Source organism: Nodosilinea sp. P-1105 (assembly GCF_012911975.1).
GTDB lineage: Bacteria > Cyanobacteriota > Cyanobacteriia > Phormidesmidales > Phormidesmidaceae > Nodosilinea.
The window spans coordinates 1-23,054 of sequence record NZ_SMDQ01000071.1 but is presented as its reverse complement, the minus strand read 5'-3'; the positions used below and the strand labels follow the sequence as shown (position 1 = coordinate 23,054).

Here is a 23,054-nt window from a genome sequence, read left to right as displayed (position 1 = left end):
GTGCAAATACCGTGATCCCCGTATAATCCAACTTGATTTGATCATCGTTTCTCGTCCCATGCCTGCCGTATTCCTGAAATGGTATTTCGTCGCTTAAAGCCTTACACCGTATTAATTACGGCCACTGGTAAGGCTTCCATTACCTTATCTATCCGCCCCAGGCATCTGCTGCTAGGTTTGGTGCTGCTGGTGGGGTTGCCGCTTACCTGGATGGGGTCGCTGCTCTATCAGAATATCCAGTTGGCCCGGCAAAACCAGGCCCTGAGTGCAGCCGCCACGGAGGTATTGACGGAACTCGATGTGATCGAGGCTGAGATTGAGGTACTCAAGCACCGAGCCGGGTTGCCTGACCCGGTCGATCTCGATGCTTTAGACTCTGGCGCTGAGCTACCTCCCCAAGGGGGGGTGGCAACGCCCGCCGCCCCAGAAGCGATGTTTGATCTGGCCAAGCAGCGACTACCTAGCCTGGGGACACTGTTGAATACCGCCGTCAAGCCCGCCCTAGAAGACACCTTAGCGTCAGAAGCTGAGCAGCAGGCCGCCTTCCCCACAGGTAAGCCGGTGGCTGGCGATCTATCGATTTCTTCGGAATTCGGCTTGCGGCCTAACCCCTTTGGGGGACGCAGCTATGAAATGCATGAAGGGGTTGATTTTGCCGGTCCGATGGGTAAACCAGTATTAGCCACCGCTGACGGGGTGGTGATGGCGGCCGAGTACGATCGCAGCTACGGTAACTACGTCAAGATCGACCATGGCTACAACTACGAGACCTTGTATGCCCACCTGTCAGAGTTTGCCGTTACCATTGGCGATCGCGTCCAGCGGGGGGATGTCCTAGGGGCTTTGGGCAGCACTGGCCGATCCTCAGGGCCCCATCTGCACTATGGCATTTACCGCAATGGTCAAGCCGTTAATCCCCGTTATTACTTGACCCTTGAGGCAAGTCCATAACAAGTCCATCAATAGGTCCATCAATAGATAGTAGGATCGTAGGACTAACCTTTGGCTAATAGCACTGACGATCTATGGGCAACACCTTTGGGCATTTATTTCGGATTACCACCTACGGGGAGTCCCACGGGGGTGGGGTAGGGGTAGTGATTGATGGTTGCCCGCCTCGGCTAGATCTCACCGTTGAGGAAATTCAAGCAGAGCTGGATCGTCGTCGTCCTGGCCAAAGTAAAATTACTACCCCCCGCAAAGAGGCCGATCGCTGCGAAATTCTGTCTGGGGTGTTCCAGGGCAAGACCCTTGGCACCCCGATTTCGCTGATGGTGCGGAATAAAGATACTCGCCCCCAAGACTACAGCGAAATGGCCACCACCTATCGGCCCTCCCACGCTGACGCCACCTATGATGCCAAGTACGGCCTTCGCAATTACCAGGGGGGTGGGCGATCGTCTGCCCGTGAAACCATTGGTCGGGTGGCAGCAGGGGCGATCGCCAAAAAAATCTTGCACCAGGTGGCTGGGGTTGAGGTCATCGGCTACGTCAAACGGATTCAGGACTTAGAAGCGGCGATTGACCCGGCCACAGTCACCCTAGAGCAGGTGGAACGTAACATTGTCCGCTGCCCCGACCCCACCGCCGCCGAGCGGATGATCGACCGGGTGGAAGCCATTCGGGATCAGGGAGATTCCATTGGTGGCGTGGTGGAATGTGTGGCCCGAGGGGTACCCGTTGGCCTGGGGGAGCCTGTTTTTGACAAGCTGGAAGCCGACCTGGCCAAGGGGGTGATGTCCCTCCCAGCCAGTAAAGGGTTCGAGCTGGGCTCTGGGTTTGCCGGTACCCTGCTAACGGGCAGTCAACATAACGACGAGTTCTACACCGACGATCGCGGCACTCTCCGGACTCGCACCAATCGGTCTGGGGGTACCCAAGGGGGCATTTCCAATGGCGAAAATATTGTTATTCGGGTTGCCTTTAAGCCCACAGCGACCATCCGTAAGCCCCAAAATACCGTCACCAACACTGGCGAAGCGACGGTGCTGGCGGCCCGGGGTCGCCATGATCCCTGCGTATTGCCCCGGGCTGTGCCTATGGTGGAAGCCATGGTAGCCCTGGTGCTGTGCGACCATCTGCTGCGGCACCAGGGCCAATGCCAGTTGTTTTAGGGCTACTCCCTCACTACCCCGGCCTGAAACACCCGGCCAATCACCTCTTCCACCGGGGGGTCGCTAACGGTCAAGTCCTGGACATCTAAATCACTTAAGATCCGACCGACGGTCTGGGTCAAAGCATCCCGTCGGACAATCAGGCGGGCGGTGCAGCCATCGACCACTTCCAACTCCCCATAACGGCTTAATGCGTCCGGGTTGACCAGGTCGGCCAGTTCTATGGTGACTTCTCGGTAAGGAGCAAAGCGATCGAGTAGCCCCTCTAAACCGCCATCATAAATTAGTAACCCTTGATGAATCAGCAGCACCCGACGGCACAAGGCGGTAATGTCAGCCATGTAATGGCTGGTCAGCAAAATTGTCGCTTGGTACCGTTGGTTGTAATCCCGCAAAAAGTTACGAACCGCCACCTGGGCATTGACATCTAAGCCCAGGGTGGGTTCGTCTAGAAATAACACCTGGGGCCGGTGCAGCAGTGCCGCTAACATCTCTGCTTTCATCCGCTCCCCCAACGAGAGTTTGCGCACGGGTTGGGTCAGCTTTCCAGCCAAGTCCAACATGTCGGTGAGTTCCTCAACCCGGTAGCGAAATTCTTTGTCGGATAGACCATAGATAGCCCCATTGATGCGCAATGAATCTAACGCAGGTAAATCCCAGAGCAACTGCTGCTTTTGCCCCATCACCAGGGTAATGTTGCGCAAAAAGTCTGGTTCTCGGCGAAAGGGCACACACCCATTCACCCGAACAGTCCCGACGGATGGGTGAATTAGCCCTGTCAGCATTTTTAGGGTGGTTGTTTTACCAGCACCGTTCGGTCCCAGAAATCCTACCACTTCCCCTGGCTCAATTTGAAAAGACACCTGACGTACCGCCTCCACCAGGCGATACTGGCGACGAAAAAAATGCCTCAGCGTACCCCCCAGCCCTGTCTCTTTAAGGGCGACAGGATAACGCTTGCTGAGCTGATCAACCTGAATAATCGGCATGGACGCACATAAAACCACTGGCCTCCACTTTAGCGTTCAGCGCTCCCCCCCCTGGACACCAAGGTGAACATCGGGATTGTTGTCGACCCCGATGTTCCCCCTCTCTAAGTTGGAGTTGTCCTAAGCAAATTAGATAACCCGACGGAGAAAGTGTAGGCGTTCATTCAGCCCCATGGTGTTGAGCCGGGTAATGAGCGCCTCGGCTGTAGGGGATTTAGCCTCACACATGGCCATAGACGGTAAGGCGCTAGCGGGTATCCGATGCATCAACCGGTGCCAGAAGGCCAGCCTCATATTACTATTCAGCAATTGATAGGCCTGGGTAAAGCGAGTGTCCGCCCCAGCCAGAATATCCCGCAAGACATCGATCTTGTCGTCCCGGTGAACCTGATCGAGTTGGTTAATCAGTTGCTGCACAGCCTGGGAAAATAAGGCCACAGGGGCTATAGCGGCGAAAGCCTGGCCCAAGGTATCGTAGGTTTGCCAAAGGAGCGCGAGTTGGCAGTCCACATCAATGGTCTTAAACAAATCAATGGTGTGCTCAAATTGGAGGCGAATATCAACAGCAGTCATGAGCATATACCTCGCAAGGTGTGATGATATAGAGCTTTATCGAAAAGAGTTGAAGGGTAACCACCTGGACCAAGGGTCAAAAATTTACGGCCACAAATTTGTTAATGCCCCAGGTAAAATCCAGGCTTTATAAATCTTGTGCTGTTTATCTGTTTTTATATTGATCCCTAACCTTTTTGAATAGGGGGCATTTCTTCCAAGTTTCTTCGGATTTGCGATCCCCGACCTCTGTTAGACAAAGATCCCCCTCGCCAGGCAGACCGCTACCCCTGGTTTGATGGTCACCAGCCTAGGGAGTGAGCTATCGTTGAGGGCTGGGGCCTTCTACCATCTGCCCTTTGGACCGTTGACCGCTTGGTAAAAGAAGGGCAAAGATCTCTTTTATAAAAGAAAAAAATGATTGACATCTCACTGCTAGCTGGGTTAGCGGCCGCTGTTCCTTGTAGTCCAAAGGTTTCCTATGTTTAGACGTAAACCGGCTCCGCTGTTGACCTATATCAGTCAAAAAACTGAGTTTGAAGGCATTATCCATGCCGAAGGCATGTTACGGGTCGATGGCATCATCCATGGCACCCTTGATATTCAAGGGGACTTGGAAATTTCTGCCTCTGGCTTGGTTGAAGGGCCTGAAGTTAGAGCTCACAATATTGTGGTGCAGGGGGTGCTGAAGGCACGGGTGTTTGCGGCAGGAAAACTGACCCTCAGCCGTACAGCCCGCCTAGAGGGGGATGTCGTGGCCGGGGCCCTCGAGATTGAACCGGGGGCCTACTACACGGGCTACATCGAAACCCGTGATGCCAAGTCACTGCCGCCCGTCGCGGAAATGCCTGAACTGTACGGCACTACTGAGGGCTAGGGCAGAAAGGCAGAAGACAGCTTCCCACTAACCCCGCTGGGGTGAGCAGAAGGTGGAAGAAACAAAACTGTTTCCAGTTTGGCGACAATCAGGGTGTTTTGGCATCGATTAGGTTTTGTTTCTTAGGAGAAGGCAGAGGGTAGAAGTAAGAAGACGGAAAGGAAGCCCCGTTATACGCAAACGTTTGCGCTGATGGAAGTAGGCGGGTTATTTCTGCCCTGAATAGGACGGGATAGCAACTGTCGACACTAATCTCGCATAATCCATGTGGCGATGATTAAGGCGATCGCGCCCAATAGCCAGGGAGAGGGCACTAGCAGCTGGCCCAGGTGGGTCAAACTATCAATGGCGGTGGACACGGTCCAGGCTATTACCACACAAATTATTAGGGTGATCAATTCCATCACATCACGTCCATCGGCAGACAGTTTTCACTTCTGTCTACAGGGGCCACTCGTTCTGAGCGCAGTCTAACACCATAGAGAGTAAGACATTGACTTCTGTGGCAGGCGTAACCGCTATGGTAATTTCCCGTTGGTATTCATGGACACAGAGCCATTGGCCCAAGGCGGTTCTATTGGCTGGTTTATTGGGCATGGGTGGAGTCGCGATCGCCCAAGAAGCTAACTTTGATCCTTTGAGTCTCTCTGCCAACAGCACAACTGCCACTGCCGACGGAACTACCACTGGACTCTATGCCCTGTCGAATATCGCCAGTCGCGATCACCGCGGCCATGTGTGTATGGGCTTTGCTGACACCCCCCCTGACCACATCATGACCTTAGAAGATAGTTTCAGCCGTCTAACGGTACAGGTCAACAGTGGCGGCAACGACACCGCCTTACTGATTCAGGGACCAGACAATAGCACCATCCGCTGTGGGCAAGACATCAGTCGCCGCAACCCTGACGCCAAAGTTGAAGACATCGATTGGGCTGCTGGCACCTACCGGGTTTGGGTTGGGTCTCATCACCAGGGGCAGCGTTACAACTACTCCCTGAGGGTTGCCCCATAGCCCCCAAAAGCGATTTAAGTTTCGCCCTTGTCGGAAGTCCGCCCTGGCTAAGATAATAAAGACTCTGGTAATTTCTCCCCTGACCTACCGTGCTTAAAACGCTAGCCGCAGATTTTCGCATTGTATTTGACCGTGACCCAGCAGCTCGCAACTGGCTAGAAGTGCTGACCTGCTATCCCGGTTTTCATGCCCTGGTGATGCATCGCTTTAGCCACTGGCTTTGGAACCTAGGCCTACCCCTAGTGCCACGGCTCATGTCTCACATAGCCCGCTTCATCACAGGCATCGAAATTCACCCTGGGGCCACCATTGGTCGGGGGGTCTTCATTGATCATGGGATGGGGGTTGTGATCGGCGAAACCACCATCATTGGAGATTTTGCCCTGATCTACCAAGGGGTAACGTTGGGGGGAACTGGGAAAGAAAATGGTAAGCGGCACCCCACCCTGGGCGAGAATGTGATTGTCGGGGCTGGGGCCAAGGTCCTGGGCAACATCTATATTGGCCACAACGTGCGCATTGGCGCTGGCTCAGTGGTATTGCGAGAAGTTCCCTCAGACTGCACTGTGGTAGGGGTGCCAGGCCGTATTGTCTACCGAGCTGGCGAACGGGTTGATCCTCTAGAGCATGGTCAATTGCCTGATTCCGAAGCCCAAGTGATCCGGGCCCTAGTCGATCGGATTGAGACCCTGGAAAAAGAGGTTCAGGGGCTGAGCAAGGCTAACACAGAACCTGTCCTGGTAGCTGCCTCAGGGGCGGCCGTTGAGGCCGCACAGTGTCGCATGCAAGATCGGGCGATCGAAGAATTTTTTGACGGTACTGGCATTTAAACCAGATCCAAGTACAGACCTGGAGTTCTGCCTGTGGGAAAACTCCAGATCCCGAGCTGGACTTGGTATAGGTTTCAGGAACATTGAACCATGGGCACGCAAGCTTTGCCCATCCCACGGGGGTATTTGTTATCCAGAGATCACCTTAGCTGAGGTGCAGTTGTTAGCCTGACCTCAGGCAGGAGCAGATATCTCCCTGCTGCGAGTTTCGGTGGAGCCATTTTTTTAGATCTCCTAATTTACGCTGCAATCGGCATTTCAGCGGATTTTTCTCTCTGCCCACAAACTTAGGGTGGTACATCCCAGGGAGTTACAGTTAAAATTGAAAAGCTTTAGGACAGTCAACTTCTATCTAGGGGTGTAAATACAGCTGTCTTGGGGTTATCGGTGCTACGCTAGCATCATAGGTATCCTAGTTATGTCGTAGCTATCATCAGCTGCCATAGTCCCTTTGTATTACTATTGAGCGTCATGTCTAGGACTGTGAAATTATGGGCATCTACTGGCCCAAACTGCTAACGTGGTTAAAGTTTTTGTCTTGAACTGAAGGAGCACGAGGATCGCGGCATGACCCAAGCAAATCATCTGCTCGAAACCATTGAGCCTAAGAGCCATATCGACGTACTTGTCGATAGTGATGGTGACGAGAATTTTGTTGCACAAGATGATGGTGAGACAGGAGCGCCTGCGAAAGCGCCCAAGGGTAAAACCACCCGCCGCCGAGCTCAGACGAAGAAACGTCACTACACTGAAGATTCCATTCGACTTTATCTTCAAGAAATTGGCCGCATTCGACTGCTCAGGGCTGAAGAAGAAATTGAGTTGGCTCGTAAGATTGCTGATCTCTTGAAGCTGGAACGTATCTTCGATGAGCTGGGCGATAGTCTAGATCGTGATCCGAACGACGAAGAGTGGGCTGCAGCGGTTATCCAAGACGAAGGGGAAGAATTTTCTGTAGCGGCCTTCCGCCATCGGGTTCACCTGGGACGACGTGCCAAAGACAAAATGGTACAGTCGAACTTGCGGCTCGTGGTTTCTATTGCCAAGAAATATATGAACCGTGGTCTTTCCTTCCAAGATCTAATCCAGGAGGGAAGTTTAGGGCTGATCCGGGCGGCAGAAAAATTTGACCATGAGAAAGGCTATAAATTTTCTACCTATGCGACCTGGTGGATTCGTCAGGCCATTACTCGGGCGATCGCCGATCAGTCTCGCACCATTCGTCTGCCGGTGCACCTGTATGAAACCATTTCTCGGATTAAAAAGACCACGAAGCTACTCTCCCAAGAGTTAGGTCGTAAGCCCACTGAAGAAGAAATCGCAACTCGAATGGAAATGACCATCGAGAAACTGCGGTTTATTGCTAAGTCTGCCCAATTGCCAATCTCCCTGGAAACCCCCATCGGCAAAGAAGAAGATTCCCGCCTGGGTGACTTCATTGAATCTGATGGCGAAACCCCCGAAGACCAAGTTTCTAAGAGCTTGCTGCGGGAAGACTTAGAAAGTGTACTGGGTACGTTAAGCCCTCGGGAGCGGGATGTGCTGCGCTTGCGCTATGGGCTCGACGATGGTCGCATGAAAACCCTAGAGGAAATTGGCCAAATTTTTAACGTGACTCGGGAACGCATTCGCCAGATTGAAGCGAAAGCTTTGCGTAAGCTGCGTCATCCCAATCGCAATAGTATTCTCAAGGAATATATTCGCTAGATATTGCGACATTGACCTAAATAGGTTGACAGGCGGGGCTCCGAGTTCGGGAGTCCCGCTTTTGCTTCGAGTCGTCTTTTTTTCGGGTGAGTCTAGACAGCTCAAGATGTTGTGGTACAATTGTTCTGTAAACCTACTATTAGTGCCGCAGCAGAGAGCCTCTATGGAATCCTTAACTACTGCCCAACAAGAGCTCTACGATTGGTTGGTTGAGTATATTCGCACCAATCAGCACTCCCCATCCATTCGGCAAATGATGCGGGCTATGAACCTGAAGTCACCAGCCCCCATTCAGAGCCGTTTAGAGCATTTGAAAAATAAGGGCTATATCGAATGGAGCGAAGGCAAGGCGCGCACTATTCGGATTCGGGACGACGTGCGAGGAGTACCTATTTTGGGGACTATTGCGGCGGGCTTTGTGAATGAAGCATTTACCGACGATGTAGAGCGCCTAGACCTGAACGGGTTGCCAATTCAGTCAGGAGACTACGCTCTAAAGGTGACGGGAGACAGCATGGTCGATGCCATGATTCAGGAAGGGGACGTGGTGATTATGCGCCCCGTGAAAGACCCTCAGGGAATTCGTGAAGGCACCATTGTGGCCGCCCGGGTAGAAAGTGGTACAACCCTCAAGTCGTTCTATCGTCATGGCAACCAGGTGCAGCTAAAGCCAGCCAACCCCAATTACCCCGTGATGGAATTTTCCGCTGACCTGGTTGACATTCAAGGGCGTCTCGTCGCTGTGTGGCGAGGCATCGACCCAGAGTTTAGATAAAGAACTCGTGGATTGTTGAGATTCAAGACAGCTATTTCCCTCTGTGACGTTCAGCATCACCGAAGGGCCATACACTAGGAAGGTGCTTGGCCATGTAGCTCTTGGGCTACTGTTGCTGGCCTTCTTAGGTTTGACGTCTTGTTTGGGTCCATGAAGTTTCGAACATTTATTGTCCCGCTGATTGCAGCAGCCGGTTTGGTGCTAATACTTGGCTTAGGGTTCCTGGGTGGTCTAAACCTGCGCAACCCCCTCTACCTCTTGGAGAAAGGGGGACAATCGTTGCCTATGGCCCTACAGTTTGTGCCAAAGCAATCCTCGGTGGTGGCTTCAGTCCTGGTGAGGCCTGACCGACTGGCCAGCCTGTGGGAGTATTTAGCGGCCCCAAAGCTGCGTCAAAGCGTCCAACAAGATGTGCAAGCCATTGAGCGGAGCCTCCTGGCCAATACAGGCTTAACCTATGCCACGGACATTCAACCTTGGATCGGCGATGAGATTACCGTTGCCTTAGTCAGCCCTGACCTGGATCAAAACGCCGATAATGGCTATCGTCCTGGTTATTTGGTGGTGTTAACCTGTCGCGACAGCCAGGCTGCCCAGGCCCAGTTAGAACTATTTTGGCAGAATCGAGCGATTACCGGAGCGGCCCTCACCTTTGAGGATTTTTCGGGCAGCCGTCTGATCTATGCTCAGTCCAGCACTCCTCAGATTGAGACCAAGGTCGAGTCTGATCTAGAACAGTTTGCGACGACCCTGGTGGCCGATCGCTTTTTGCTGGTAGCCAATCACCCAGAAGTCTTGCGGCAGGCATTGATGGCAGCCCAGGCGGCGGATGCCAACCTGCAGACCGATCCCCGTTACAAAACAGCGCTTCAACTGTTGCCGTCACAGCGGGTAGGGCTGTTGACCATTAATTTACCAGCCGTGGCCCACTGGTTGCATCACAGGCCCCTGCCAAAGGCCTTATCCCAAGCCCTGAACCACCTTGGCGATCAGGATGGCACGGTCGACTGGGGGTTGATGTCTGTGCGCTTAACTCGCCAGGGAATGATGGCAGATATGGCCTGGGTGGCGGCTGGGGGGCAACAGCTTAGCCCCAGTTCCCCCCCAGCCCAGGATTGGTCGTCCTTGGCGCGCTATTTGCCTGATTCATTATCGTTGGCTGTGTTGGGAACTGATTTAGCAACCCTGGGCAAAGAGCTAGCCCCTTTCCTAGACACCCTGTTCCCAGACAGGGGGGCGATGCTGGTGCCGACTATGGTTGACCAAACATTTGGCCCAGGGGCGGCAGCGGCTATCTTGGCTGGGGCGACCCAGGACTATGCTTTGGGGGTGGATGCACCTTTGGGGGCAACTACCCCAGACTGGTTCTTGCTGCGTCCCCAAGGAGAGTCAATGACCACTGCGGTGCAACGCCTGACCGAGTTAGTCCGCCAGCAGGGATTGGGGGTTGGGACGGTAGAGATTCAAGGGCAGCCAACAACGGTGTGGACTCGGCTATCTCTAAATCGGCAGGATCGGCAGTCTGGCCAGCCCCTAGCGATAACGGCAGAAGTGGCTGGTTTACAGACTGAGGTGGGAGATTATGGGGCGATCGCCACTTCTGCCGATGCCCTAGACACCCTCCTGAGCCGTAGCCAAGCAGCAGCCCAGTACCCAGACTGGTGGTTACTGACAGAGCAGTTTCGTCAGCCCAACCATGGGTATATTCATATCGATTGGTCTCAGGTGCAGAATAGTCTAGGCCAACACCTGCCCCGGTTTCGGCTATGGCAAGCGGCAGCCCAACCGGGCCTTAAGCATCTTCAGCAGGTGACGCTGGCCCGCTATGGTCGCACTCAGCAGGTGCAAACTGGTAGCCTATTCTTTCAGCTGAGTAATTCTTGAGATGCTATGGTAAATGCCCTAGATGTTGGTCTGCTGCTGTCTCTGTTAGATAACACCTCGCTGTCAAATCAGCAGTGGGAAAAACTGATTCAGTGGGAACTATCAGATCGCCAGCGAGCCCAAGCCTGGGGAATTAATCAAGGCAATGTTGGCCCCCGCCTGAGGGAACGGGTCGGTTGGTTACGAGCGATCGCCCCCTTGCATCCTACCCTGCCCCTGCCCCCTGGGCCCATAGCGGTCTACCTGCCGCTGTACTGGCAGCTGTGGCTGCCCCTGGCCCGTACCCTCAAAATGGCCCGAGACCAGCTCCATAGGCCACTCATTCAGGGAGTGCTGGGGGTACAGGGGACGGGAAAAACTACTCTGACCTTGATCCTGCAAGGGATCTTGGGGGTAATGGGGTACCGCACCGCTGGCCTGTCGATTGATGACTTATACAAGACCTACAGCGATCGCCTGCACCTGCGCCAGGTGGATCCTCGGCTAATCTGGCGTGGCCCACCGGGAACCCACGACATTGACCTGGGCATAGCCACCCTTGACCAGGTGCGCCAGGCTACCCCAGATCAGACCGTTTATCTGCCTCAGTTTGATAAATCTTGCCACGGGGGAGAAGGGGACCGAGCCGATCCAGAGCCGGTGCAGGGGGTAGATATTTTGCTGTTTGAGGGTTGGTTCTTGGGGGCGCGACCCCTGAAACCAGAGGTGTTTGACCATGCACCAGAGCCGATTTGTACCGACGCTGATCGACAGTTTGCCCGCGATATCAATGCCCAGCTAGCCCACTACCTGCCCCTATGGGATCGTCTGGATGGGTTGATGGTGCTTTGCCCTGAAGACTACCGCATTAGTAAGACTTGGCGGCGACAAGCTGAGCACCAGATGAAAGCCCAGGGCAAAGCCGGGATGAGCGATACCACCATTGATGCGTTTGTCGACTATTTCTGGCGATCGCTGCATCCAGAGCTATTTCTAGCGGCCCTCAAGGGCGATCGCGAGCATGTCAATCTAGTGGTGGAAATTGACTGTGATCGTCTGCCCTGTGCCATTTACCAGCCATAATAATCAGCTAGGCCAAAGGTTTCCGGACTTAGGCGGTGACTCAGCGAAGATCTAAAACAACCCTGGCGCTAGCAGCATGGCTGTTTAATGGCTGTTTTAAGTTTACAGAAGCATCCGTATGAAAAGCGCCATACCAGTATAGTGAATGTAGCGTTGGCCCTACCCGCCACGCTTGTCTTAAAGCCATCGTTGTGCAGGATTAAGTAATTGAGCAATGAGCCTTAATGTCGCAGTTGTAAAGCCTGAAGGTATTCTAGATAGCACCAAGGCCGAGGAATTTCGCCAAAAGGCGGATCAGTTACTCAACGACGGTGCAGATGTTTTGCTGATTAACTTGCACAACATCACCTTTGTGGATAGTTCTGGCCTAGGTACCCTCGTGGTGTTGCTGAAAAAAGTGCGCGGCATGAACCGTCAATTATACTTATGCTCCACCAATGACCAGGTGCGCATGCTGTTTGAACTCACCAATATGGACCAGGTATTTGACATCTATGACGATCAGCAGGCCTTTGAGCTGGCTGTGCTGGGGCAGGCTGATACCGAGAAGTAGGGGTACTTAGCTTGGGAGTCTTGGGAGTATCAGTCTAGCGTGATCATCATCAACGACATATCGTCGCTGGCTACGGTACTGGCTTGCCGCTGAATCACCGACTGCAAGATGTGGTCAATGCTTTTTTGCCGTTTAGCCACAGCCAGCAGATCGACAAAGGCCTCTAAACCAAAGTACTGCTGATCACGTTGCAGCACCTCATACAGGCCATCGCTAAACACATAAAGACTACTGCTAGGGGGAAGGTTGCACCGCTGCCATTGGTAGCTCGCATCGGGTAGCATGCCCACCGGCAGTCCGGGTGTCCGCAGGCGAGTGGTGCTGACTTGATCCCCCTGCATCGATACAAGCACCGCCGGGGGGTGACCAGCGCTAGCGTAGAGCAGTTGGCGGTTAGCGCAGTTCAGTACGCCGTACCAAATGGTGAAGTATTTCTGGTTTTGATCGCTCATCTGGAAGGTTTCATTCAGGGCCTTGAGCACCTTCTCAGGGCGATAAAAGCTGACATCGGGCAATGACTGCGATCGCAGTACATTCAGCACCGACGTCGACAACAGGGCTGACCCCAGCCCATGGCCAGAGACATCCAGCAGATACATAACTAAGTAGTCAGGATCTAACCAGTAGTAGTCGTAGCAGTCGCCCCCTAACTGCTGGGAGGGCAAAAACCGTGACTGAATTGGCACCTTTCCCTCTTGGTCGGGGGGAAGCAGCGATCGCACGTAGGTTTCCGCCTCTGCCAATTCAGCTTCCATCCGCTGCTTTTGCCGCCGCAAATCCTGAGTCAGCTGGTACAAACGCAGCCCGGCCCGCACTCGGGCGTTCAGCTCATTAATGTCCACCGGCTTAGACAACAGGTCATCAGCCCCCATTTCCAGGCCTTTCACGCGATCGGCTGTACTATAGCGAGTGGTCAGTAATAGCAAAGAGGTGGTAGACAACACCGGGTGATGCTTCAACGCCCGGCAAATGGCGAGACCATCCACTTCCCCAGGGATACTCCAATCGCAGATGATCACCCCTGGTAGGAGTTGCTCCGCCAGGTCCAATCCTTCAGCGCCGTTGCGGGCGGTGATGACGCCATACCCCTGTTGCTGTAAAGCGTTGACTAAAAACTGCTCAGTGCTGGCATCATGTTCAATGACTAAAATATCGGTCATGCCGTTTCTCAGACCACACCTTTACGCGTATTCCATCACCTTGCCCATACTCTCGACCATGTCCTAGCCTAAATCCAGAGCGACCCACCTAGCTTTCTAAATTTACGGTAATCCTAATCGAGGTCAGCATGGTTTTCCATATCATCTTTAGTTTGGTTGTGGAGTAAGGGTTATTGGTAGGGGTCACTGAGAAAATTCATAGTCACGCATGTCCAGGCGGCAGCCCTCCTGCTGGTTGAGAGCCCGCTTAATCGGATTAATATCGCGAAACCCCTCCTGTCCCCGTTGGTTGAGGGCGGTCTGAAAGCGGTTTGCAAAGCTAGCGGTACAGGGGTTACGGCTTTGCGCTAGTTGTTCTAAGCTGCTTAGGGCCGTATTGGTGTCCCATACTTCCACGGCGGCATGTAATTGCTCCCATGCTTGACTTTCCTGATTTTCGGTCGTCACTTGAAACTGATGGCGATCTAGAATTCGGTAGGCTACCCAAAAGCTAAAGCTAAGAATTGCCGCCATCCCCAGGGCAATGGCCACCCCTGCTAGAGGGTTGCGGCGATTAACCCGAGGTGGATGAACCGTCTCGACAACATTGACCGCTAACCGATCGTAGTAGTCGATGAACGGGGATATTTGGTCGACAAACCACACTTCAATCCCAGTTGCTTTCACCTGTTCAGCCACCTGGTAGGATTCTTCCTGGCTAGAGTCAGGGGTGAGACCAGCAATCACCCAACGTTGATCGGGGAAATGGCCCATGGTCTGTTGAATCGTGTCTGCCGTCGCCCATAGGGCAGTTTGAGTGAGCCTGTCTTGGCACTCAATCGCGTAGTCTTGGGTCAAAATGTCAATTTTTCCGCCTTCGGGATCAGGAACCTGGCGGTAGACATTATGGCCATGATCTTCAAGCCATCGGCACAAGAAGGTTTGCAGGTCATCTAAGCTGGCAAACTCCATAGCAGCAGTCACAATCCGAAGGCTAAAAGAATGGGTTATTTGTACTACTTAGCTTAAGCAACGGTTGCCCGTCAACACAATGATCATAATGGGATTCAAGCCTAATGAACGCTGGAATCATGCCGTGCGCCCATAGTACCGACTTCGGCCGGACTGATCCAGTTGCGCTGCATGGCAGACATGGCTAAACTTGGCCCATTCACCCCTTCATTAAGATCTAATTCTTCCTTGACTATGGAATGGCACGTCACCGATGCCCAGAGCTTGAGAGTAATCGACAACGAGATTGGCGATCACAGCTTTTCGCCTTCAGAGTATGAAATTGTGCGTCGGGTGATTTATGCCACCGCTGAATTTGACTACGCCCGCCAAATTCACTTTTCGGATCAGGCCTTGCAGTCTGGGGCTGCGGCCCTAGCCGCCCGCACAACCATTATTGTGGATGTGCCCATGGTGCAGGTGGGCATTACCCCGGCCATCCAAGCGACCTTTGCCAATCCGGTATATTGCAGCATGGATGCTCTGACCCGACCTCAAAAGGGTAAAAGCCAGGCCGCTTGGGGCATTGAGACTTTGGCGCAGCGGTATCCCGAGGGCATTTTTGTGATTGGCACCTCGGAGGCGGCCCTAGCCAGCTTGATTGACATGATTGAAACGGAACGGGTGCGCCCAGCCTTAGTGATTGCCACCCCGGCAGGATTCGTGGATATCGTTGCCCTGAAGGAGCGTTTACAGGACGCCATGATTCCCCATGTCCGGATTAACAATCGTAAGGGTAGTGCTGTTGTCGCCGCCGCCATTGTCAATGGCCTAGTCGATTTGGCCTGGCAAGCCTATGGTAAAGATGGTCAACAGTTGCCCTAGCACTCAATCAATCTGATAGTGGCAGGGTCTACGAACTGGAAGTTACGGTGCACGGTCTAAGGTACACGGTACACGGCTTCCCTTAAACCGTTTACCGTGAACCCCAAGTCACATCTCCCGTCATTCTTTTTTGACTGACCACTAGCAATCCCGGTTTTCAATGGCCCCATCAGGCATGGTGGTATGGCAAAACAAGGCCATACTACGGTTAACCCCTCGCAGATTAGCCCCTGTGAGATTGGTGTCTTTGAGGTTAGCTTCCCCTAGGGTAACGCTGAGCATAATCGCCCCTGCTAGGTTGGCCCCCGAGAGATCGGCATCCTCAAGGTTGGCTTGGGTCAGTTCGGCCTCGGTCAAGTCGGCCCCGGACAAATTGGCGTTGAGTAGGTTAGCACCGTTCATTTGGGCTTGGCTCAACTGAGCTCCTTGCAGATTAGCCGCTTCCAAGTCACTGAGGATCAAATTGGCCCTACGCAGGTTTGCCCCAGCTAAGTTAGCCTTGAGCAGCACAGCAATTTTAAGATTGGCCCCCGCCAAATCGGCGCTGCTTAAGTTGGCCTCACTCAATATACAGACCGGGCAGTCTTTGGTATCCAGCAACTTTTGGACATCGTCTGCAATGGCAGCCCTGGCTTCAGTCCCCTGGGCCAACCACAGCAGAATGAACAGACCAAAGAGGGCAATTAAACGTTTCATAGTCGTCATAGAAATAGCATTCTTCCCATTCTCCCATTCAATGGGGGGAAACTGTCCGGTGATACCAGCTGCGGTGATGCCATGGGGGTAGCTTCGGCAGCGCTCAGGTGTCAGCCACGGTTGGTCGATTCATATCAAGCGGTCCTAAATGGCTGAGTTCCAACCAAAAGCGATCGTGGCTGGGGTTTTTGCGACAGGGGGGCCAATATGGCAAAACATTGGTTTCCAGGCTATTGTCTGGGGCTAAGGGTAAGTCGTGGGCTAAGCAAAGATGGTCCAAAGCTTGCTTAAAGCGATGGCCATGGCCGTCGCTGTGGGCTATACCATGGGCCAGTTCATGGGCTACCAGGTGAGGCCAATCTGCCGCTAGTATTCGACTGGGATCGACCATTAAGGTGATGGGATGATGCTGAAAATTACAAAACCCGTCTATCCCGGCTTGGGCCATAATCGGGGCGGCAAAAACCTGCACTTGCGGCTGTTGGGCGATCTCGAAGCAGGCCAAAAAGTGCTGCAAGATCCAGTCGAGTTGGCGGTTAATCCCATGAACATGCTGCCCGATTCCAATTAAGGCAGCGGTGGGGGGGGTGGCTCCATCGTCCAGGGTAATCCAGTCAGCTTGTACAGCCAAATCTCGCAGAGCTTGTAAATAGTGAATCGCCCAAACTACTGGGTCTATATCCGCTTTGGGTTCTCTTTGCCAAGTTTCAGCTAAATGAAAGCCTGGGCTGTCATGGGACAAAATTGCTGGTAGTTCACTCATCTCTACGCCAAACCGTCTACAACGAACACCTCTGCCTTGATCTTTTCAGTAGGGTTAAGGAAATGAGGTTTATATTAAGTAAAGGAAACAACTCAATTTAGAGCCGTCATGGTTGTCTCGTCCAGCCTCACCTCCTTGCACCAGCGTTCGGTAACCCGAGACGCTAACTTGTTGAGGCAGATTTTTTCTAACCTGGACGCCACCAGTTGCCCTCACACCTATAACTTTCACATGCATACGGTGTGCTCTGATGGCAAATTAACCCCTGCGTCCCTGATGGACCAGGTGATTACCATTGGCTTACGGGGATTTGCAATTACCGACCATCACAACATCAAGGGGTTTCATCAAGCCAAAGCCTGGCTGGAAGATTGGCGCTGGCGTAACCCCACCTCGTTACGCCAGCGTCAGCAGCGCCATAGCCTGGAAGGGCTTGTGCCTCGGCTATTTACCGGGGTGGAAATTAATGCCACCCTAGCGGGCACAGAGGTGCACCTACTGGGCTACGGCTTTACCCCTGATCATGAGGCGATGGCTCCCTACCTGCAGGGATATGGCCCCAGGGGAGAGGCCAAAATGGCAGCAGTGGTGATTGCCGCGATTCAAGCAGCAGGGGGGTTGGCCGTGTTGGCTCATCCCAGTCGTTACCGGCTGTCTCCAGATGTGCTAATTACCCAGGCGGCCAGCTTGGGCATTGATGGCGTAGAAGCGTACTATGCCTACGCTAACCCTAGCACTTGGACCCCCTGCCCACGGCAGACACCGATTGTTAAAGCGCTGGCCCATCAGCACCAACTGATCATGACCTGCGGCACCGATACCCACGGGACTAATCTGCTACGACGACTATAATTGGCACCTGTACCGCCAAACAGGGAATGCCGGGATGTTAATTCCCTGGTTAATTTTGGCTGAGGGCGATTATCATAAGTGCACATGATCTAGTCTATTGACCTGTGACTGAACCCAACCTGATGGCAACCGATACTGCTGCTACCTCAGATCTGCCTGGGGCTGAATCCACATCGGTCAATTTGCCCCGACAGCGGTGGGATCAACCCCCAGCCGATCCACGGTTAGCGGGGCAGTTGGCCAAGGCAACGGGGCTCTCGCCGCTGTTGACCCAGGTGTTGATTAATCGGGGTTTGACCACCCCAGAGCAAGCGGCTGATTTTCTAGAGCCCGAGCGGTTGCAACTGCCAGCCCCTTTGGAGGAGTTTCCTGACCTGGCGGCTAGTTTAGAACTTTTGGTGGAGGCGATTGACACCCAGCAGGCGATCGCCATTTGTGGGGATTACGATGCCGATGGCATGACCAGTACTGCCCTGCTGCTGCGAGCCCTACGGATTTTGGGGGCCAAGGTGGACTACACCATCCCCAGTCGTATGACCGATGGCTACGGCATCAACAACCGGATTGTGGAAACTTGTTACGGGGATGGGGTCAGCCTGATTTTGACCGTGGATAACGGGATTGCGGCCCGGGAGCCCATTGCCCTGGCTCGGGAATTGGGGTTGGCGGTGATTGTGACGGATCATCACGATATTCCCCCAGAACTGCCTCCAGCAAACGCGATTTTGAATCCTAAGCTTTTACCGCCCCATTCCCCCTACCGGGGGGTGGCCGGGGTGGGGGTGGCCTATATTTTGGCGGTGTGTCTGGCCCAACTGCTGGACAAAACCCAAGATCTGACCGGTCCTCTGCTAGAGCTATTCACCCTTGGCACCATCGCTGATCTGGCGCCGTTGACCGGGGTCAATCGCCGCTGGGTGCGCCGGGGGCTGGGGCTGCTGCCGCGATCGCGCCTGTTTGGCATCCAAGCCCTGATTCAGGTGGCGGGGCTGGCGGACCAAAGCAAACCCCTAAAGCCAGAACACATCGGCTTTCGCCTGGGGCCACGCATCAATGCCGTAGGCCGAATCAGTGACCCTGAGATTGTCATTGACCTGCTGACCACTGACGATGTGGGGGTGGCCCTGGAACGGGCCATGCAGTGCGAGCAAATCAACGCCAGCCGCCAAGACCTCTGCCAAACTATTGAGCAAGAGGCGATCGCCTGGTGTGAACAGCAGCAGCACCTGGGGGCTCTAGATCTACAGCAGGAACGGGTCTTGGTGATAGTACAGCCCAATTGGCACCATGGGGTGATTGGGATTGTGGCCTCCCGATTGGTGGAGCGCTATGGGGTACCGGTGTTTATCGGCACCTACGAAGACGAGGAGCAAAAGCTGATTCGCGGCTCGGCTCGGGGCATCCCTGAATTCGATGTGTTTGAGGCCCTGCAAAGCTGCCACGACCTGATGGAGAAATTCGGTGGCCACCGGGCTGCCGGCGGCTTTTCGTTTTTGGCGAAGCACCTGCGTCAGGTGAAAATGCGCCTGTCTCATTACGCCTGCCAGACCCTAGAGGTCGCCTGGTTAAAGCCCCTGGTGAAAATTGATGTGCAGGCTCGCCTCGACGACATCAGCCAAGCCCTCTATGACCAAATCGACCATCTGCATCCCTGCGGTATTGAAAATCCTGATCCGGTATTTTGGACCCCCAATGTACAGGTGCTAGAGCAGCAAACCGTCGGTCGCAATCGGGATCACCTGAAGCTGCTGGTCAGTCAGGGCAATACCAAGATCAAAGCGATCGCCTGGCGCTGGGGCGATTACTACCCCTTACCTAGCCAGGTAGACCTGGCCTACAAGTTAAAGCAAAACGAATGGCAGGGGGTCTCCACCATTGAGCTCGAACTGGTTGGGGTGCGCCTACCCAACGGCGGCGAATCCACTCCCCCACTCCCCCACTCCCCCACTCCTCCACTCCCCCACTCCGCGTCTACACCCCTACCCTCCGGGAAGCCGCTATCGCGTCTACACCCCTACCCTCCGGGAAGCCGCTATCGCGTCTACACCCCATCACCCCACCACCCCACTCCTTCACTCCCCCACTCCCCATCTCCCCACTCCCCCGCCGCCGACTTCGTCTACAGCAAACGCCGCTACTGGGCCAGCCTCACCGAAGACGGCGGTCGCCAGTTGACCATTGGCAACCCTGAAGGACAACTGCTGGTGGTTAACTTGGGCGATCGCCAGGGAGCCTTACACTTACCAGGAGATGATCCCAAGCCGATTGATGTCTCTGAGGTGCACTATTTCAATTTGATTCAAGCGGGGAAGCATGCGACGGACATTCAGCAGTTGACACAGCTGCTGAAGCAAAAAGATGACTGCCTGGCGGCCCAAGCCCAGGAGCTACAAGCCCTGCGGGACCAGGTGGCGCAGCTAGAATCACAGCGTCAATCCCTCACCGCTTCTCAATCAGAGCCAGCGTCATCCCAGCCCTCCACTATCCCTCACCCCGAGCCTCAGGCCTTTACCCCAGATCCAGTGATCTCAGCGTCGGCCCCTGCCCATACCCCAGACCCAACTGCTACAGCGGAACCTACTGCACCTGCCAACCCCAAGGCCCTAGAACCGCAGGTGCGCCAAGCGGTCGGCGATCAAACTTGGTTCTGCCTGTCTGCCGCCACCCACACTGACCTTTGCCGCGCCTGCCATCACCAAGACCTGGTGCAAAACTCGGCCCAGGACACACGCCATGTCGATTATTCAGCCGCTGCGAGCCACCTGATGTATGCCCTAGAGCGGGAGTTATGGCAACCCCTGGTGGTGGGGGTTACCCAGTATGGCCAGGACACCCAAGACAATGACATGGTGGCCCTGGCAGATGGGTTAAACCAGGCCCCGAGTGGGGAGGTGCTACCGCCCCTATTGAGCGAGTCCTGGCAGGCCCTGTCTGCCAAAGCGCTAAAGGCTGTCGGCAAACCCCGCAAAGATCTGCACCAAAGGGTCGACGCCGATGATGCCGCCCCCCTCCCTTTCCCGATTGAGGCGACTCACCGGGTGTTGCTAGATGAGTTTTTGCAGGGGTGGGATCACCCCATGGGACGTTGGCTGACGGCTGCCCACGACGAAGCAGCCTCCAGTCTGGCCCAGGTGTTTCAGCTGGGTCAGTTAGCCTTAGCTGAGGATAAAATTTTACGGCAATGGCAATACCAGTGGCTGCAACAGCTGTTACTGGGAGGTGGTCGCCAGGGGAAGGGAATTTTGCAAAAGATTTTTGGTTGATGGGTTAACGCCAATGGCACGGGGTGATCAAATCTATGTGATGCGACCGCTAGGGACCCTGGCAGGGGTTTACCAACACCATGGCATTGACTGCGGCGATCGCAGCGTCATTCATTACAGCAAAGCCGGTCAAGTGGCGGAGGTGGCCAGGACCAGCTTCGAGCAGTTTTCCTGGGGTAACCCGGTGCATCCCGTACACCACACCGCGGCCTATGCCGATGCCGTAGTGATCGAGCGGGCCACCAGTCGCCTCGGGGAACAGCAATATGATTTATTCACCAACAACTGTGAGCACTTCGCCAACTGGTGCAAAACAGGGCGGAGCGAGAGTGCTCAGCTGGCTGACTTTGGCTTTCGACTCGATCACTATCAACTGTCAGACCTACGGCGACTGGTCACAGGCAAGACGGTAGAGCATTCCCCAGAGCAGGCCATGGTGATGGCCCAGCGAGCGTTGGGGGATGTGGCCACCGCCTACAATACCCTGCTCACGGCCCAGCAAACCGCCCACCAGGAGGTAGACGGCTGGCAACGGGTCGCCCAAACAGCCCTGGCCCGCGATCGCGACGACCTGGCCCGGGCCGCCCTGCACCGCAAAGTTACCGCCCAAAAGCAGGCCGATAGCCTCACAAGCCAGTTGGCGGATCTGGTGGACATGCAGATCACCCTGCAGCGCAACCGCGATCGGGCGGCTCAGCAGGGCTAGGCGGCCAGGGCGGACACATCGGTCCAGGGCGGACACATCGGTCCGCCCCTACGGAGATTTCTCTTTGTTTTTCGTTCTGCTGCGCACGGGCTACGCCCTACGTTCTTCCCTGTTTAAAAATCTCTCCCCCCGTCAATCCACAATATCGACTTGATCGGTCGCTGAATCGGTTCCCCAGCTGGATCTAGACGCCCATAATGGATCTCCCCGCCGAACATCAGCGTGGACGAACTACCCCCATCCAGGTTGAGGGCCTGCACAATGCCCCGCTCTGCCATAAACGTCGCCAGATCCGCAAAGGTAAACCCTGAGGGGGATTCCTCCGGCACCTGGGCTACCATCACCAAGATCACCCCCCCCTCTGCTGTTAAGCCCACTGCTGAGCGGGCATTGGCGGCCTGACTGCCCAACGCATCCCGGGGGGGACTGGCACCAGGGTCAACAAAGGCTTCGGCCATAGATGTGTCTTCTGGCAACAACTGCGGCCCAGCCCCGATCGCATCCACCAGGGTACAGCCACTGGGCACTGGGGCTTGGTGTAGCGCGATCGCATATTGCGGCCCATGCTCACAGGCATAGCGACGAAACTCTGAACGGTTGAGAATTTGATCCATATAGGGGGCAAGGGTAGGATTGCCCACCAGCCGCTGATTTTCGGTGGGGTCCGCCACCAGCTCGCCATCAACGATGCCGTGGGAAGTGGTGAGGCCGTTATTGGGGTCAAAAAAACCAGCGTTAATCGCTGCCACCGCACAATCTGTCTGGTCACAGGTGTCCGCCACCATCTCCCCCAGCCGCATCAGGTCTGCGGTTACAGCCACCCGCACTGGGTAAGCCGCCGGGTCAGGCACATGCACCACATGCACAGTAGCCTGGGGCAGGTCGATGCGGTCATAGGTAGGTGGGCGGGGAGTAGTGGCCTCGGCCTCAGCCGCCGGTTCCCCAGGAAGGGGGGCGCAGCTGAGCAGGAGCAGGCCGAGCAGGAGGAAGGAGGGTGGGGTGGGCATGGGGAGGTGGGGAGGTGGATGGGTGGATGGGTGGATGGGTGGTAGACGCGGAGCGGCTTCCCGAAGGGTAGGGTGGATGGGTGGATGGGTGGATGGGTGAATGGGTGGTAGACGCGGAGCGGCTTCCCGAAGGGTAGGGTGGATGGGTGGGTGAGGTGGGGAAGGTGGGAAGGTGGGGAGATGGAAAAGGTGGGGCGTAGGGGCGGACCCATGTGTCCGCCCTGGCGGGGAGACAGGAACGGGAGAGAAATCGTAGGGTGTATTAGCGGTCGGGGTCTGGGTATTGGTGGCCAACCTGGGGCCGCAATGCACCGGTCGGGAATTTTGGATTTTAGATTTTGGATTTTGGATTGAAGCCGTAGATACTGTGTTGGCCTTGGGGTGTCAAGGGGTCGCTGCCGCTGATTTAGGTGGCAGCAACTTAGACGGGTCGT

The 23,054-nt window shown here is 54.8% G+C and carries 23 protein-coding genes; 14 read left to right on the top strand and 9 right to left on the bottom strand.

Annotation, left to right across the window (positions count from 1 at the left end):
- Positions 1-78 precede the first annotated feature (78 nt).
- Together E1H13_RS21980 and aroC are read left to right on the top strand one after the other, a co-directional pair.
- Positions 79-951 (top strand): M23 family metallopeptidase, encoded by an 873-nt coding sequence (locus E1H13_RS21980; protein WP_169616712.1) that lies wholly within the window; start codon positions 79-81, stop codon positions 949-951.
- Positions 952-1,025: 74 nt separating this feature from the next.
- Positions 1,026-2,114 (top strand): chorismate synthase, encoded by a 1,089-nt coding sequence (gene aroC / locus E1H13_RS21975; protein ID WP_169616710.1) that lies wholly within the window; start codon positions 1,026-1,028, stop codon positions 2,112-2,114.
- Positions 2,115-2,116: 2 nt separating this feature from the next.
- On the opposite strand, the gene E1H13_RS21970 is transcribed toward aroC, so the two are convergent.
- A complete protein-coding gene (locus E1H13_RS21970; RefSeq protein ID WP_169616708.1) occupies positions 2,117-3,103 on the bottom strand; it encodes an ATP-binding cassette domain-containing protein in 987 nt (328 codons plus the stop codon).
- A 129-nt stretch (positions 3,104-3,232) separates the two neighbouring features.
- A complete protein-coding gene (locus E1H13_RS21965; protein WP_169616706.1) occupies positions 3,233-3,676 on the bottom strand; it encodes an orange carotenoid protein N-terminal domain-containing protein in 444 nt (147 codons plus the stop codon).
- A 460-nt stretch (positions 3,677-4,136) separates the two neighbouring features.
- Here E1H13_RS21965 and E1H13_RS21960 point away from each other — a divergent pair, with 460 nt between their 5' ends.
- On the top strand, positions 4,137-4,532 hold the full coding sequence (locus E1H13_RS21960) for a polymer-forming cytoskeletal protein (RefSeq protein WP_169616704.1): 396 nt from the start codon (positions 4,137-4,139) through the stop codon (positions 4,530-4,532).
- Positions 4,533-4,780: 248 nt separating this feature from the next.
- On the opposite strand, the gene E1H13_RS21955 is transcribed toward E1H13_RS21960, so the two are convergent.
- Positions 4,781-4,936: a hypothetical protein gene (locus E1H13_RS21955; RefSeq protein ID WP_169616702.1), complete on the bottom strand. Its 156-nt coding sequence runs from the start codon at positions 4,934-4,936 to the stop codon at positions 4,781-4,783.
- A gap of 37 nt (positions 4,937-4,973) precedes the next feature.
- Positions 4,974-5,129: a hypothetical protein gene (locus E1H13_RS21950; protein ID WP_169616700.1), complete on the bottom strand. Its 156-nt coding sequence runs from the start codon at positions 5,127-5,129 to the stop codon at positions 4,974-4,976.
- Here E1H13_RS21950 and E1H13_RS21945 point away from each other — a divergent pair.
- The 7 genes from E1H13_RS21945 (at position 5,128) to E1H13_RS21915 (ending at position 12,358) form a co-directional block, all read left to right on the top strand.
- Complete coding sequence (locus E1H13_RS21945; RefSeq protein ID WP_169616698.1) at positions 5,128-5,547, top strand: hypothetical protein; 420 nt, start codon at positions 5,128-5,130, stop codon at positions 5,545-5,547. The two genes, E1H13_RS21950 and E1H13_RS21945, sit on opposite strands and share 2 nt — an antisense overlap.
- Positions 5,548-5,636: 89 nt before the next feature.
- Positions 5,637-6,377 carry a serine O-acetyltransferase gene (gene cysE / locus E1H13_RS21940; protein ID WP_169616696.1) on the top strand — a complete coding sequence of 247 codons (741 nt, stop codon included), beginning with the start codon at positions 5,637-5,639 and terminating at the stop codon, positions 6,375-6,377.
- A 567-nt stretch (positions 6,378-6,944) separates the two neighbouring features.
- Positions 6,945-8,084, top strand: a complete 1,140-nt coding sequence (gene rpoD, locus E1H13_RS21935) for an RNA polymerase sigma factor RpoD (protein ID WP_169616694.1) — start codon at positions 6,945-6,947, stop codon at positions 8,082-8,084.
- Between the two features lie 163 nt (positions 8,085-8,247).
- Positions 8,248-8,859: a transcriptional repressor LexA gene (lexA, locus tag E1H13_RS21930; RefSeq protein WP_169616692.1), complete on the top strand. Its 612-nt coding sequence runs from the start codon at positions 8,248-8,250 to the stop codon at positions 8,857-8,859.
- A gap of 150 nt (positions 8,860-9,009) precedes the next feature.
- Complete coding sequence (locus E1H13_RS21925) at positions 9,010-10,743, top strand: DUF3352 domain-containing protein (RefSeq protein WP_169616690.1); 1,734 nt, start codon at positions 9,010-9,012, stop codon at positions 10,741-10,743.
- Between the two features lie 6 nt (positions 10,744-10,749).
- Complete coding sequence (locus E1H13_RS21920) at positions 10,750-11,805, top strand: glycerate kinase (RefSeq protein WP_240966782.1); 1,056 nt, start codon at positions 10,750-10,752, stop codon at positions 11,803-11,805.
- 214 nt (positions 11,806-12,019) lie between these two features.
- Positions 12,020-12,358: an STAS domain-containing protein gene (locus E1H13_RS21915; protein ID WP_169616688.1), complete on the top strand. Its 339-nt coding sequence runs from the start codon at positions 12,020-12,022 to the stop codon at positions 12,356-12,358.
- 29 nt (positions 12,359-12,387) lie between these two features.
- Here the strand turns inward: E1H13_RS21915 and E1H13_RS21910 are convergent, their stop codons facing one another.
- The gene (locus tag E1H13_RS21910; RefSeq protein WP_169616687.1) at positions 12,388-13,518 is read right to left on the bottom strand and encodes a SpoIIE family protein phosphatase; all 1,131 of its coding nucleotides are present in this window, start codon (positions 13,516-13,518) and stop codon (positions 12,388-12,390) included.
- A 183-nt stretch (positions 13,519-13,701) separates the two neighbouring features.
- Positions 13,702-14,481: a hypothetical protein gene (locus tag E1H13_RS21905; RefSeq protein WP_169616685.1), complete on the bottom strand. Its 780-nt coding sequence runs from the start codon at positions 14,479-14,481 to the stop codon at positions 13,702-13,704.
- 222 nt (positions 14,482-14,703) lie between these two features.
- Here E1H13_RS21905 and E1H13_RS21900 point away from each other — a divergent pair, with 222 nt between their 5' ends.
- Entirely contained in the window at positions 14,704-15,333 is a 630-nt protein-coding gene (locus E1H13_RS21900) for a precorrin-8X methylmutase (protein WP_169616683.1), read from the top strand.
- A gap of 141 nt (positions 15,334-15,474) precedes the next feature.
- On the opposite strand, the gene E1H13_RS21895 is transcribed toward E1H13_RS21900, so the two are convergent.
- Together E1H13_RS21895 and E1H13_RS21890 are read right to left on the bottom strand one after the other, a co-directional pair.
- A complete protein-coding gene (locus tag E1H13_RS21895) occupies positions 15,475-16,029 on the bottom strand; it encodes a pentapeptide repeat-containing protein (protein WP_169616681.1) in 555 nt (184 codons plus the stop codon).
- 103 nt (positions 16,030-16,132) lie between these two features.
- Complete coding sequence (locus E1H13_RS21890; protein WP_169616679.1) at positions 16,133-16,792, bottom strand: hypothetical protein; 660 nt, start codon at positions 16,790-16,792, stop codon at positions 16,133-16,135.
- Positions 16,793-16,900: 108 nt separating this feature from the next.
- On the opposite strand from E1H13_RS21890, the gene E1H13_RS21885 reads away from it, so the two are divergent.
- From E1H13_RS21885 to E1H13_RS21875, 3 genes are all read left to right on the top strand, one after another.
- The gene (locus tag E1H13_RS21885) at positions 16,901-17,644 is read left to right on the top strand and encodes a PHP domain-containing protein (RefSeq protein WP_206070835.1); all 744 of its coding nucleotides are present in this window, start codon (positions 16,901-16,903) and stop codon (positions 17,642-17,644) included.
- 122 nt (positions 17,645-17,766) lie between these two features.
- A complete protein-coding gene (recJ, locus tag E1H13_RS21880; RefSeq protein WP_169616726.1) occupies positions 17,767-20,907 on the top strand; it encodes a single-stranded-DNA-specific exonuclease RecJ in 3,141 nt (1,046 codons plus the stop codon).
- A gap of 13 nt (positions 20,908-20,920) precedes the next feature.
- Complete coding sequence (locus tag E1H13_RS21875) at positions 20,921-21,613, top strand: lecithin retinol acyltransferase family protein (RefSeq protein WP_169616677.1); 693 nt, start codon at positions 20,921-20,923, stop codon at positions 21,611-21,613.
- A 113-nt stretch (positions 21,614-21,726) separates the two neighbouring features.
- On the opposite strand, the gene E1H13_RS21870 is transcribed toward E1H13_RS21875, so the two are convergent.
- Complete coding sequence (locus tag E1H13_RS21870) at positions 21,727-22,620, bottom strand: phosphodiester glycosidase family protein (protein ID WP_169616675.1); 894 nt, start codon at positions 22,618-22,620, stop codon at positions 21,727-21,729.
- Between the last annotated feature and the right edge of the window lie 434 nt (positions 22,621-23,054).